The 13,773-nt window shown below is 45.5% G+C and carries 13 protein-coding genes; 3 read left to right on the top strand and 10 right to left on the bottom strand.

Going from position 1 to position 13,773, the window contains the following annotated elements:
* Window positions 1-37: 37 nt before the first annotated feature.
* On the bottom strand, window positions 38-535 hold the full coding sequence (locus K2Y18_03685) for a hypothetical protein (protein ID MBX9804839.1): 498 nt from the start codon (window positions 533-535) through the stop codon (window positions 38-40).
* A 114-nt stretch (window positions 536-649) separates the two neighbouring features.
* Here K2Y18_03685 and K2Y18_03680 point away from each other — a divergent pair, with 114 nt between their 5' ends.
* The gene (locus K2Y18_03680; protein MBX9804838.1) at window positions 650-1,630 is read left to right on the top strand and encodes a hypothetical protein; all 981 of its coding nucleotides are present in this window, start codon (window positions 650-652) and stop codon (window positions 1,628-1,630) included.
* Between the two features lie 342 nt (window positions 1,631-1,972).
* Here K2Y18_03680 and K2Y18_03675 read toward each other — a convergent pair whose 3' ends face one another.
* From K2Y18_03675 to K2Y18_03660, 4 genes are read right to left on the bottom strand one after another with little or no spacing between them, the layout of a single operon-like run.
* On the bottom strand, window positions 1,973-2,848 hold the full coding sequence (locus K2Y18_03675; protein MBX9804837.1) for a cytochrome c oxidase subunit 3: 876 nt from the start codon (window positions 2,846-2,848) through the stop codon (window positions 1,973-1,975).
* Between the two features lie 53 nt (window positions 2,849-2,901).
* Window positions 2,902-4,848, bottom strand: coding sequence for an extracellular solute-binding protein (locus tag K2Y18_03670; GenBank protein ID MBX9804836.1), 1,947 nt, complete (start codon window positions 4,846-4,848; stop codon window positions 2,902-2,904).
* 15 nt (window positions 4,849-4,863) lie between these two features.
* Window positions 4,864-5,385, bottom strand: coding sequence for a cytochrome c oxidase assembly protein (locus tag K2Y18_03665; protein MBX9804835.1), 522 nt, complete (start codon window positions 5,383-5,385; stop codon window positions 4,864-4,866).
* Window positions 5,379-5,519, bottom strand: a complete 141-nt coding sequence (locus K2Y18_03660; protein ID MBX9804834.1) for a hypothetical protein — start codon at window positions 5,517-5,519, stop codon at window positions 5,379-5,381. Before K2Y18_03660 ends, K2Y18_03665 begins: the two co-directional genes overlap by 7 nt.
* A 170-nt stretch (window positions 5,520-5,689) precedes the next feature.
* On the opposite strand from K2Y18_03660, the gene K2Y18_03655 reads away from it, so the two are divergent.
* Complete coding sequence (locus K2Y18_03655; protein ID MBX9804833.1) at window positions 5,690-6,847, top strand: hypothetical protein; 1,158 nt, start codon at window positions 5,690-5,692, stop codon at window positions 6,845-6,847.
* A gap of 337 nt (window positions 6,848-7,184) precedes the next feature.
* Here the strand turns inward: K2Y18_03655 and K2Y18_03650 are convergent, their stop codons facing one another.
* The 3 genes from K2Y18_03650 to coxB are packed head-to-tail and all read right to left on the bottom strand — an operon-like array spanning window position 7,185 to window position 10,576.
* On the bottom strand, window positions 7,185-8,084 hold the full coding sequence (locus K2Y18_03650) for a heme o synthase (protein ID MBX9804832.1): 900 nt from the start codon (window positions 8,082-8,084) through the stop codon (window positions 7,185-7,187).
* Between the two features lie 12 nt (window positions 8,085-8,096).
* The gene (gene ctaD, locus K2Y18_03645) at window positions 8,097-9,698 is read right to left on the bottom strand and encodes a cytochrome c oxidase subunit I (GenBank protein MBX9804831.1); all 1,602 of its coding nucleotides are present in this window, start codon (window positions 9,696-9,698) and stop codon (window positions 8,097-8,099) included.
* Complete coding sequence (gene coxB / locus K2Y18_03640) at window positions 9,698-10,576, bottom strand: cytochrome c oxidase subunit II (protein MBX9804830.1); 879 nt, start codon at window positions 10,574-10,576, stop codon at window positions 9,698-9,700. The genes ctaD and coxB overlap by 1 nt, the downstream gene beginning before the upstream one ends.
* A gap of 282 nt (window positions 10,577-10,858) precedes the next feature.
* On the opposite strand from coxB, the gene K2Y18_03635 reads away from it, so the two are divergent.
* Window positions 10,859-12,601 carry an MBL fold metallo-hydrolase gene (locus K2Y18_03635; protein ID MBX9804829.1) on the top strand — a complete coding sequence of 581 codons (1,743 nt, stop codon included), beginning with the start codon at window positions 10,859-10,861 and terminating at the stop codon, window positions 12,599-12,601.
* A gap of 6 nt (window positions 12,602-12,607) precedes the next feature.
* On the opposite strand, the gene K2Y18_03630 is transcribed toward K2Y18_03635, so the two are convergent.
* Together K2Y18_03630 and K2Y18_03625 are read right to left on the bottom strand one after the other, a co-directional pair.
* On the bottom strand, window positions 12,608-13,654 hold the full coding sequence (locus K2Y18_03630) for an enoyl-CoA hydratase/isomerase family protein (GenBank protein MBX9804828.1): 1,047 nt from the start codon (window positions 13,652-13,654) through the stop codon (window positions 12,608-12,610).
* Window positions 13,655-13,665: 11 nt separating this feature from the next.
* Window positions 13,666-13,773, bottom strand: a 108-nt coding sequence (locus K2Y18_03625) for a hypothetical protein (GenBank protein MBX9804827.1), incomplete at its 5' end; no start/stop codon positions are given.

Raw genomic sequence — 13,773 nt, 5'->3', positions numbered from 1 at the left:
TCTAAAGGAGATACTTTTAAGGTAGGAATCTCATTTTTTATAAAATTTCTAACAAATTGATAATTTTGATTAATATAACTTCCAATTCATGGGTCCGAGCGGTTAAAACCATGCCCTCCCCGATCCCCATCAATTGACGTCGCAGGAAAAGATCATAGATCAGGCGCCCGTAGTCACCCACGCTGATAATGGATACAACGCTTTGAACCAGGTCCACCAAATAACGAGCCCCACCAACAGGCTGCAAGGCCTCGTTCTTATCAAAGTAATCTTTCAATGTAATAGGATCAGCCACCTGACCCCGCTCAATAAGCCGTACGATGGCCTCAAATATCTGACCATGAATGGCATCTGCAAAATGTTGGGGCTTCAAAAAATCCCCAACATACTCAAGGGATCCGTTGTTCAGCAACAAGGCCCCGAGAATGGATTGCTCCGCTTCAAGGTTATAAGGGGGTGCATCCCCTTCTGAGACGGAAGAGGTGTTTACGGTTGCGATTGCATCGCTTCGAACGATTGTTAATTCTTGAGTCATAAATATAGTTTTACCAGAACCCAGTCCGTTTTGAATAGCCCTGTTAACTCCGTTTTAAGAGAATCCAGCATATAATAAGTACTAAGGTAAATACGTGAGCGACTGGGTAAAAAGATGAATAAATATATCATAATTTGTTTGGGAGTAGTTCTATTAGGCCTTGGAAAACTCCAAGCTATGGGGCCATTTCCTCTTCCTTACGCAACTTATACGAACATTTCAAACCCAGCAAATTCTATGACACCTCAGCAAAAAACACACACCAATCAAGTCTTTGGGATGACGGAAAACGCCTTTATTCAAAACCACCGTGTATGTAGAACTCGGGTGGAATGTCTCAATATGGACCTGACGACTCTCAGGAATTTTATCTATAGCAACCCCTATGATGTTTCAAAACCTTATGTTCAAAAGGTCTATGATGTTATCAATTACGATGAAAAACTTCAAAAATTTACCACCCAATGGGTAATATATCAAAATCTTTCCCCCCAACGTCAAAGAGAATACGTTCAAAATGGCATCCGATTTGTCCCAATCCAACCTGTGAATGCCAGGTTCGTTTATGGAAACAGGTGGATTACAGCCCCCGCAAATTATAACAGAGATGATGCGCTAACGTCTTTGCTCCCGATCATTGACCGCAACCATAAAAACTGTGTTGGTTTCACAGCATGTTTAGCAGGAGATCGGCAGATTATTGCTAATCTTGTGAATCGCTTATCCCCATCAGACCCTCTTCGTAATTTCTTATGGAATTTAAGCACTACAGTTTACAACATTGCGATGACCTCTAAGTTCAATACGATCTTGTATTTAAGGTTATATAACCCCATCAACCCGGATTGGCATGATACGCTTCTCAAACATAAAGCAAAGAAACTCGCTGGCTATGGGTACATAGAATGGAAACAGGTATCAAAAGCAAGCGTACCACGGTCCTGGCATTCTGCCCGTATGACCAACGGGGTACAGGCGACGCAAAGCCAAAACTACGTAGCCAACTTAACCCCTATTGACTCAACGCCCCTATATGGCAAATCAGTCGGTCAGTGGTTGCGCGACAATAGAGATCTGTTCAGAAGGTGGTGGTAGGGGGTTGAGTTCGGCAACTTCCAGATAATAGGTATGCCTTGTAGAGACTTTGTTGAATAATTTCATTTGCACCACAATTATTTCACAAAACAATATATTTCAAAAAATTTTTGTCAATGCGAGGAGCGTTAGCGTAGGCGAACGACGCGGCAATTCATGTATTTGATTCTTCGAAAGATGTTTTGTTGATAAGGACATAAAATACATGGATTGCTACGTCGGTTACACAACTTAGGTGCTAACGCTCCTCGCAATGACAAATTATTGTACGATAAATCAGACGTCCGAAGCGTTCTTAAAGGTTTTTATCCCTTACGAGGTAACGTTAAATCGCATCTCATATCATTCCACCGGTACATATCCCCACCAGTAGATCGACACAAACAAGAACAACCAAACGACGTCCACAAAATGCCAATACCAGGCGGCAGCTTCAAATCCGACATGATGATCAGGCGTAAATTCATTTCGATAAGCCCGAAACCAACACACCATCAAGAATAGAGTCCCCACAATCACATGGAATCCGTGGAAGCCTGTTGCCATAAAGAAAGTCGAGGGGTAAATGCCATCTTTAAACGAAAAAGCGGCATGGCTGTATTCTATGGCTTGAACAGAGGTGAATAGAAGGCCTAAGCCAATAGTAACCCCTAAGCCCGTCAAAAGATCCTTTCGATTGTTCTCTAACAAAGCATGATGTGCCCAAGTCACAGTCGTCCCTGATAACAAGAGCACAAGCGTATTGAAATAAGGTAGATGGAAGGGATCAAAAGGAACAATGTTTTTAGGGGGCCACACAAAACCTGACGCCTCCATAGGGGCAAGAGCTGCATTAAAGTATGCCCAGAAAAAGGCAACAAAGAACATAACTTCCGAACAGATAAATAGAAGCATGCCAATCCGCAAACCCCTTTGAACGGCTTGGGTGTGAAGCCCTGGCGTGTTGCCTTCGAGGACGACATCACGCCACCATCCAAACACCGTCAAAAGAAGCATCACAAGCCCAACAGAAAAGACCTTCTTGTCCAGACCATGCATTGCCAAAACACCACCAATAGCCAGAACCAAAGAGGATAGCCCCCCGACAAACGGCCAGGGGCTCGGGTCAACCATATGATAGGGGTGTTTGGCCGAAAAGGTAGTGGTATTTTCTGACACAGACACGTCTCCTGCTCCTCGCTTTCCCCGTTTATGAGGGGGTCCATCTATTCCAGTCATGGGGTCACCTTTTCATCAAAGCTTGACCCCAGTATAACGACTGCAAGTTAATATTATCCTACTATCTTACTTTTCGTCCAGGCAACCAACCGCGCAAAGAGAGACGGCTTTGACTCAAGCACTTCTTGGGCAACTTCTGTATCCGCTCCTTTTGAAGTTGATGGCTTTGACCACCACCACTCCAAGGAGTTCGTCCCGACAACCGGATTAAATTCAGGGAATTCTACGCGATCCGCCCAATAAGCAAAATAGATGATGTTATCATAGAAGTTCGGAATCAAGTAATGACGACCCATCATAACGCGATCGAGCGCATGAACGGCGGCGCGTTGTTCTTCTTCTGTTTTAGCACCGACTACCTTTTTAGCCAACGCTTCCAAGACAGGGTCTTTTACCCCAATATAATTGCTGCTCCCCTTCTGATCAGCCGTATTTTGACTGAAATAGTAGACTTGCTCGTTCCCTGGGCTCAACGAGTTCGTCCAATAGTGGGTGATCATATCAAAGTCAGATTCAATGACCCGGGCTTCATATTGAACGGTGTCCATGAATCGCAGCTTTAAAGTAATCCCCAGCTGTTGTAGGTTCTGGCGGAAGGTATTCATAAACTTCTCGAGACGCGGATCCTTATACATGTACTCAAACACCAGTGGTTCTTTGGTGTCTTTGTTCACACGACGAACGACATTCTGCTGTGTGATGGGGTCTTTTTCTGTGACCACGATCCATCCCGCTTCATTGAGAAGCTTGTCTGCCTTCTCCAAATTTGCGCGCGCATCTCCATCCCCCTTCGTGGTGGGAGCCACAAATCCAAATTCCACAATATCTTTGGGAATCGTATCGCGATAAGGCTCGAGGTACGTCAATTCCAATCCTTGAGCCGCTCCCTTATGAGCCAAAGGTGTGTTAGCAAATAGGCTTGTAGCACGGTGGTAGTCACTGTTACACAACATCTTATTGACGGTTTCCCAATCATACGCGAGGGCTATGGCTTCTCTTACTCGAATATCCTGGAATATGGGGCGACGCATGTTAAAAATGGATGTCCGCACCGTGACGGGTCTTTGGTGCATAGCCTCAAATTTCTTAATTTTGCCCGACCGCACTGCTGGTGTGTTATACCCATCGCGCCATTGTTGGGAGTTCACCTCAAAGAAAGCATCAAACTCACCGGCTTTAAAGGCCTGGAATTGCGCTTCCGCATTCTTGTAAAAATCCAACTGGATGATATCAAAGTTATATTTACCTTTATTCACAGGCAAATCTTCGCCCCAATAATCCTTAACCCGCTCATAAACAATAGAACGGCCAGGCTCAGCCTTGGCAACACGATACGGCCCAGACCCTAATATGGGCGTCATGCCGGTCGTGCGGAAGTCTTTACCTTCGTATTTTGCTTTGGAGAAAACATTCAGTCCCGAAACGATCATGGGCGTTTCAGGATCGTAACCATTCTCGGTTATCTTGAAAGTCAATTTGATGGTGCGCGGTGCCAAAATTTCCATCTTCTCAATTTTACCATAATGAAGGCGGTACCGCGGCAAACCTTGTTCACGAAGCAATTCATAGCTGAATTTCACGTCTTCAGCCATAATCGGCGTTCCATCATGGAAACGCGCTTTTGGATTGATGTAAAAGGTTACCGAAGAATTGTCTGGTGCTAAATCAACTTTTTCCGCAATCAACGCATACATTGTGTATGGCTCATCGGCCGATCGGGTCATGAGCGAGTCAATCGTCAAAGAACCACTCTGCTGAAAGGAAACCACAACCGGGGGAATTCCAATCGCAATGTATTGATTCAAGGAATCAAACGTCCCCATGGCGCCCATTTTCAACTTGCCGCCTTTCGGGGCATTGGGATTCACGTAACTAAATGCCGTAAAATCAAGACCATACTTCGGCTTTCCAAACCGGCTCAAACTATTCGTGAGCTCGGCCTGGACGGCAGTTACTGTCAATGCAAACATGATGGCTGTATTTCGAATCCAAGTTTTCATAAAAATGGGTACCTTCTATTTGTTAAATTTAAAAAAAGTGTAGGAGAGCGTAATGGTATGTACATCCTTTAAATCAGGGTCGTCTGCATAATCAGGATCGATAAAGAACTGAACGGGCATATCAACTCTTTGTTGAGGGGATAATACTTGCTCTTCAAAGCAAAAACAAGCAACTTTGTTGAAATAAAGTGCAGCTTTATCAGGGGTTACGTTGTATGTCGCCATACCGGAAATTGGTTTATCAGAGAAGTTCTGGGACTCATAAAACGCAAGCGCATTTTCCCCTATTTTGACTTTTATTTCTGTTTGTAGAGGGCGAAAATGCCAGGGCAAATCCCGATGCACATCCGCGTTAAATCGAACGGTTATTTCCCGATCCCGAATACTGGTGGAAGGCGCCTTAGCCACTTGGGTGGTGCCCCCAAAGCCAGTTTTCTGGCAGAATAGGCGATAGAGAGGAACAGAAGCGTAAGCCAGGACAAGCATCGTTGCCACCAGGCCTGCAAGGATAACGCCAAGATTCCGTGACCCTACCATTGCCCCATGCGAACAAAAGAAATGATGTAGAGCAAAATAGAAAAACCACCCAAAGCATACAACAACGCCTTGTTTCTGCTCGTTAAGTTCGCGCTTCGGCTTTGAGGGCCTTTATCCTTCGTCTTTGATGTCAATTTTTTCTCCTCACAGCAATCCGACAAACCTTCAGCCTACTCTAGCAAGGTTTTCTGAGTCACGCGAGTGAAATGAACAAACCTTACTAGCGTATTTATACGGTATTGACGTTGTGAAGGTGACATCTACAATCGGGAGCCTAAAACCACGAAACACAAAGGAATAAAAAATGAATTATAGGACTATATATGTATCAGGGCTTTTGCAAATTCTGATGGCAGTTTCAAGTTTAGCCGCAGAAGCCGAACGTGAAGAAACTTCCACAACACCCCCTACCCTCGCCACAACGCAAAGCATGTTCCCGGATGATGATGCCCCCATCGTATTTGACAAAGATGCATTAAAGCGTCACCTGGAGGTAGAGGATAAAAATGCTCTTGACCCCAAAAACACAACTGATCTTCGTGCGTTAAATCTTTGGAGGTACTATATTGAAATGCGCAGTTCACATGGATGGTGGGGGCTAGAGAAATTCCAACTTCCCGAGGGGATTACTCAAAGAGATCTGGATGGTGATGCATTTTGGGGTAACTTATACCCTAAAATGAAGGCAAGTAAAACTCGTTACGTTGGGGACTCAGAAACTCAACAATTAGAAGAAGCCGAAAAAGAGCGTTTATCTTTTCATCTATTTACCAATAACGAAGCATCAATAAGTTTTGACATGTCACATCTCCAAAAAGCTATAAGGGAGAAGGAAACAAGAGCCGAAAATTTGTTAGCATTTTTAAAAAGCATTTCCTTTGGACCAAGTGACAATGATTCCAAAACATATACCTTTCCTACCGAAATAAAACCTGAAGTGCTCGATACACCTGATGGGTTAGAGAAATTATTTCAGACGTCCCCAAAACTCGCAAAATCCGTAGACCTTGCATTGTTTGAGGAGATTCGACATGGAAGGAAATACCAACAAATCCAACAGATCGCAATAATACTTAATAGAAAGGCGCCTCCCTTCAAAACCCCGAAAGAGGGCAGACGCCACTTAAGAGAACTAAACGAAGCCCAGCTAGCACTATACAGGGATCAGAAAAGTGCGGCCTCGGAGCTGGAAAAAATGATCATAAAATTTCAAGAAGAGCAAAGGAAAAATAGGTCCCTTGAAAAAGAGGCTTCTACCTTGAGAGACTTCTTGAACAAAAAGGATATCGTCATCCAACAAGGTTTGGAGAGAGAGAAAGCTCGAGGAGAAGAAATTCAAAGATTGAGGCAAGAATTGACTCAAGCCTTAGATACGCTGAATAAGTCAAGTGAAAAAGCGAGTCAACTTCAGCAACTTGCTCTAAGTTTTATTGAAGGTTACAAAGCTGCCTTTCCACAGTAGGGAGAGGAGTGAGTTAATTACATTCATGCCCCGCGCGTGAGTGGGTGATGGATAAAGCTTTGAAAAAGAATTAACACATTCGGAGTCATTGCGAGGAGTTAAGCCGAAGCTTTGCGAAGGCGTACGACGCGGCAATCCAGGGGCAACAAAATAACTTCTTACACTCATGCTCATCTGAGATTAAGCTCTCAAAAAGCTTGTGTTTAGCCCCTGGATTGCTTCGTCGCATTCGCTCCTCGCAATGACAAAATCCTTTTATTAATTAGCTTGTGTTTGAAAGAAAATACAGTTTTCACAACAGATTGAGCTAATGAACTGAGTATTCTTCATCTCCCCCTCACAACACAAAAAGCACCCGATCCACAGTCATCACCAAAAAGAGGGCGAATAAGTAAAAGATGGAGTAGGCAAATAGTTGCATGGCGACCTTTGGTGAATCTTGACATTTAACTCGCCAAGCCAGACCCAGAAATCCTGCCCCGAGCACAATTGCAAAAATCCCATAAATCCAACTAGACATACCAATGAAAGAGGGAACAACCGATAATGCCACCAGCAAAATGGTGTAAAAGATGATCTGGCGCTTCGTGGCCTCAACGCCGGAGACGACTGGCAGCATCGGCACGTTTGCACGGGCGTAGTCCTCATGACTATAGAGGGACAAAGCCCAGAAGTGGGGAGGCGTCCATAAAAAGATAATCCCGAAAAGGATCCAAGCTTCCAGAGGAACCGTACCTGACACGGCTGCCCAACCGATGACTGGTGGGAAGGCGCCCGCGGCGCCCCCAATCACAATGTTTTGGGGCGTCCAGCGTTTTAACCACATGGTATATACAAAGACATAAAATAGGATTGTGAGCGCCAGCAAACCTGCAGCCAGCCAGTGAACCGCAACACCCATGGTAATCAGGGATACAAAACTTAAGATAACCCCAAACGCAAGCGCACTATCGGGGTCCACCCGACCTTGAGGAATCCCGCGTTTGCGAGTCCGGTTCATGATGGCGTCGATGTCCCTATCCCACCACATATTCAAACACCCCGCGGCCCCTGCTCCCACAGCTATCGATAATATCGCAGAAAAGGCCAGCACCGGGTGAATTGAGTCGGGAGCCATCAACAAACCACACAAGCCCGTAAAGACCACAAGGGACATTACCCGGGGCTTCAAGAGATTAAAATAATCTTGAACGTCCGCGGTTGAGGATTCGTCAAAGGAAGTGGCAGTTATCGTCATGAAATTATAGCCCTACTTTATGACCGGCTGGTACTCAAACGTATGAAACGGGGGCGGAGACGATACATGCCATTCCAAGGTTGTTGCGCCATCGCCCCAAGGATTGTCGGGGCATTTCACCTTGTCCTTGAAAATCCTGTACATGACATAGAAGAAGAACAGAGCCGAAAAGCCTGAAAAGAAGCCCCCAATTGAGGACACATAATTCCATCCGGAAAACGCATCGGGATAATCAGGAATGCGCCTCGGCATGCCGGCGAGCCCTAGGAAATGCATCGGGAAGAACAAAACGTTAACACCAATAAAGGTCATCCAAAAGTGGATATTGCCCAAACGTTCGTTGTATTGATAGCCGGACATCTTCCCAATCCAGTAATAAAAGCCTGCAAACAACCCAAACACAGCCCCCATGGACAAGACATAATGAAAATGTGCCACAACATAATACGTATCGTGTAAGGAGATATCCACCTCCCCATTGGCAAGGATAATGCCGGTCAGACCGCCTATGGTAAACAGCAAAACAAAGCCCAACGCGAACTTCATAGGCACACGGAAAGAGATGGAGCCACCCCACATGGTCGCGATCCAGCTGAACACCTTGATGCCGGTTGGAACACCGATAATCAATGTCGCCACCGTAAAGTAAGCCCGCGCATTGGCGTTCATCCCCACCGTAAACATATGGTGTGCCCACACAACAAACCCAAGCACCCCAATAGACACCATGGCATAGGCCATCCCGAGATAACCGAAGATGGGCTTGCGGGAGAAGGTTGAAATAATTGTGCTGACCACCCCGAACGCCGGCATAATCATGATATAGACTTCTGGATGGCCGAAGAACCAAAACAAGTGCTGGAACAATACGGGATCGCCCCCACCCGCTGGATCAAAGAAGGTCGTGCCAAAGTTGCGATCCGTCAACAACATGGTAATGCCCCCTGCCAAAACGGGAACCGACAGCAGCAGCAAGAATGACGTGATCAGCATCCCCCACACAAAGAGAGGCATTTTATGGAAGCCCATCCCGGGGGCACGCATGTTAAAGATGGTTGTGATAAAGTTGATGGCGCCCAAAATCGACGACGCCCCCGCCAGGTGAAGGCTTAAGAGGAGAAAGTCCACTGCGGGCCCATTGTGCCCGATCACAGAACTTAAAGGGGGATAAAAGGTCCACCCGGTCCCCGCACCTGTCCCCACAGTGCCTGCCAAAATCAACATTACAAGCGACGGCGGCATCAACCAAAAGCTGATGTTATTCATGCGTGGAAAAGCCATATCCGGCGCCCCAATCATCAAGGGAACGAACCAGTTCCCGAAACCACCAATCAACGCCGGCATCACCATGAAGAAAATCATGAGAAGCCCGTGGGCTGTGATGATCACGTTATACAGCTGGTGATCACCCCCTAAAACCATGCTCCCAGGGTGCATCAATTGCATGCGAATAATCATGGAAAGAATGCCGCCGAGCAGTCCGCCAATCAGGGCAAAAACGATGTAAAGCGTTCCGATATCTTTGTGGTTGGTGGACAATAACCACCGACGCCATCCTGTTGGGTGATGATCATGATGTTCGGCCGCGCTCACAGTACTGGTTGTCTTGCTCATTATTTTTGTTCCTTATTTTGATCTTTTTGGGCGGGTGAAGCATCCTTTTGGGCGGGTGAAGCATCCTTTTGGGCGGGTGGGGCATCCTTGGGTGCTTTTGGTTCCGCACCCTTTGATTTTGTACCCTTTGATTTTGTCCATGCATCATAATCGCTTCTGGAAACCGCCTTAACATGAATGGGCATGAATGCGTGTTTCACGCCACACAACTCTGAACATTGACCGTAATAATCCCCTTCTTTGGCAATGCGAAGCCAGGTTTCATTGAGCCTGCCGGGAACCGCATCCTTCTTGATTCCCAGAGCCGGCACAGAAAAGCTATGCAACACATCTTGAGACGTCACCAAGATACGCACCGTTGTATCCACAGGCACTATGATAGGATTATCAACGGAAAGCAGGCGAATCTGTCCTGGTTTTATATCCTTATCTTCAATCATATAACTATCGTAAGTAATTTGCTTTTCTGGGTACTCGTAAGACCAATACCACTGATGGCCAATGGCTTTGACAGTCATCGTGGCATTGTGCGCCTTATCCATAGCAAACAAAAGCTTCAATGAAGGAATCGCGATCACCACCAATATAAACACCGGGATCATGGTCCACACAACCTCGAGCAAAGTGTGATGGGCTGTTTTGCTGGGAATGGGATTGCGAGATGCCCGAAACCGAACCATGACATAGCTTAAGAGAGCACCGACAAACAAAGCGATGCACGTCACCACAATCATGAGTAAATTATGCATGTGAATAACCCCCTCCATCATGGGAGAAGCCGCCGGCTGAAAGCCAATTTGCCACGGTTGAGGAACGGAGGCCAGGGCGGGGTAACTCGCTAATAGAGCCACTCCTAAAATACATGTTATCAATCGCATCCTATACGCCTATTTTAATCAAATACCATTAGCATTTTGACGCTAACCTTCACCAGAGACAAGAGGGATAAACAGAAAACTTAAAGGAATTATTGACGAGCGATTTTAAAATGGGGCCAATCATGACTCTAGGTTCTAAAGATACCCCCCCTTCCCGGCCTTTTTTAACATAATCTTAACTCAAGAAGCGTCATAATTATGAAGACTCTATCATTGGCTCCACAAGAGCGTTTGTTTGATTTTTATATCGTAATTGGATTTGGCTGAGTGGGATAAAAAGTGATGAAACCAAGGAATTTCTTAAAGATTTTGTCTGTTATTGCTTGTGTGGCAATTATAAACAGCACAATCCCGTTTCGGATACTTGCCTCCCAATCTTCAGGAATGCAAGGCACACCGCAAACTTCATTTGAAGATCCAGAAAGCAAAAAATATAAATCCTTGTTTCAGCGTCTTAAAGATCTTGGAAACTCAGCTGTTTTGAAAATCAATATTTTAGGACGTCTCACTGACATCAGAACAACCACAGCTTGCGACCCTCAGAAAATCACGCAACTCTCGTCGCTCAAAGGAGCGCTTACTTCAGGAAACATAGGCCGTGCGTCCTGCACATGCTGCATCGCCAAGGAAATTGCACGACGAGAAACATATACCAATGCAGTCAGCAAGTGCCAAAATGTCTCAAAGTACTGTCCAAGTCAGATGCCCTTTCGAAATGAAAGCGAATTTTTTAACCAGACGCAGCTTCTCTCCTTAAATCAAGAAGCAAAACACATATCTAAGATTAAAGTTTCTGAACCGCTGTTGCCCCAAGGAGGCCTTGGCATTCAAGATATCGAACACTTGAGGTATTTATGGAATTTGCCCCAATTTTATGTGTCTGATCAGTTTACCCCCCAATCATACAATCTTAAATTTTTGATGAAACAGGGGTACATTACGCCCAATCCCCTCAGGACGAAGACATCAACAAATCCTTATAACCATCATTATAATAGCGGCAAGGGTAGATTCTTTAATCCTTGGCCTAATGCAGCACCGCCGGATCCGGTCGTAAATGCCGCCTCGGGTATTTTTGGGTCTCTCGATGTTAAAAAGGCTCTAAGACCCTGGATTCCCCAACGGTCTTATACAACTCAACCTCCTGCTTTTGTGACTCAAGGCATTAGAGCAACGTACATTGGTCATGCCACCGTCTTGATTCAAGTGGACGGAATGAATATTCTGACCGATCCTGTTTACTTTGATATTGGTTTGGGAAAAAGAGAGGATAAGGGGTACAAGTTTTACAAGCGCATCAAAAGCCCTGGGATCCCTTTTGAGAAGCTCCCCCAAATCCATTGTATATTGATTTCTCATAATCACTTTGACCACTTCGACATTCCATCATTAAAAAAAATCGAAGCAATGAATCCAAATGTTATCTACATCACACCTCTTGGGTATACAAAGTTTCTAAGAGACCAGGGGATTAATACACAAGGTCCAACACGCATTTTTGAATTAGATTGGTGGGACAGCATTGACTTTCCAAAGATCCGATTTACATCCCTTCCCACGCAGCATTGGTGTGGCAGAAGCGTTGATGACGTGAATCTCATGCTTTGGTCGGCTTATGCCATAACGACCCGCCCCAGAGGACCCAACGCTAAGTATATCTATTTTGCGGGTGATACAGGTTTTGGACCTCATTTTGAGGAAATTGCTAAGAAGTTTCGTAATGGATTTGACCTCGCGTTGCTCCCCCTCGGCGCTTACTGCCCCATGCATAAAGAAGGGGGAGGACATATCAACCCTTATGAAGCGGCCAGAATTCATCAAATCCTAAATGCCAAACAGAGTATGGGAATCCATTTCGATACGTTTCAATTGGCACAAGAACCCTATGGAGAAGCTGCAAGAACTCTTGATGCCAGCAAATTTTATTATGGAATTCCCGCTGAGAACTTTATCGCGCCAGATTCAGCGGAATCTATATACATCGATGAAGGCGGCAGAGTGCAATACAAAAAAAATGCGCCATAAGAATACTTATGCTTTTGGGATAAAATAGGACTCAATCATTTCCTTACTAACCTCACTCAAGCGACTTGGGCTCCAGGCTGGGTTCTGGTCCTTGTCTATAAGAAGTGCCCGAATTCCTTCGAAAAAGTCATGACCTTCAACGCAATGTCGACTCACCTGAAAATCAAGAGCTAAGACTTCCTTTAGAGACATGCTCTTTGAGCGTCGCAACAACGCCAGAGCCAGTTTTAAGCTCGTCGGAGATTTTTTCAAAGTCTCCTTCAACCAGTCTCGAACAATGGGTGTTCCCTCTTGTTGGAGGGCCTCAAAAATCTCTTCTACCGTATTGTAAGCAAAACATCGGTCAATCAGATTCCGGTGCGTTTGAAGCAAACAATCACTTTGCCCCCCCGCCGCATCCTGCAGAATATCATCTACTTCAGCTGACCCTTGCGCATTTGTTAATGCCTGATAAATTCCCGGTAACTCAAGAGATCCCAAACGATGGGTAGCAAGCCCAGCATACAAAGCGTCTTCAGCCCCTATGCTTTCGCCCATCACCCCCAGAAACGTCCCGATTTCACCGGGACAACGGTTGAGGAAATAGCTTGCTCCAACATCTGGAAAGAATCCAATATTCGTTTCTGGCATGGCCATCACCGTGCGTTCAGTCACGATTCGATGACTCCCATGAATGGAAATGCCAAGGCCCCCTCCCATAGCAATACCGTCTATCAAGGCGATGTAAGGCTTCGGGCACATATGAATCATAAAGTTCAAGAGGTATTCTTCTTGAAAAATGGCCGCCATATAGTCTTGATCGCCTCTCTGCCTGGCTTCATATACAGACCGGATGTCCCCACCGGCACAAAAAGCCTTATCGTTCCCGCTTTGAATAATGATGGTGCGCACTTCTGGATCATCTTTCCACTCCATAAGACATCGCGTCATCTCTCGAATCATGGGAAGGGAAAGGGCATTTAAAGCTTTGGGACGATTAAGAGTAATGACGCCAGCATACCCCTCAACCTTAGCTAAAATGTCCTGGTCGTCAGTATCTTTTAAGGAGGGCATCGTGGGCATATCTAAAATTTCTCCAGCAAATGTCGGGCAATAATGACACGCATGATTTCATTCGTCCCTTCAAGGATTTGGTGGACGCGTAAATCTCGCAAATACCGTTCTACCTGATA

The sequence above is a fragment of the Alphaproteobacteria bacterium genome, from assembly GCA_019746225.1.
Classification (GTDB): Bacteria; Pseudomonadota; Alphaproteobacteria; order Paracaedibacterales; family VGCI01; genus VGCI01.
The sequence above is the reverse complement of the archived record's forward strand: the minus strand, read 5'-3'. Positions and strand labels throughout refer to the sequence as shown.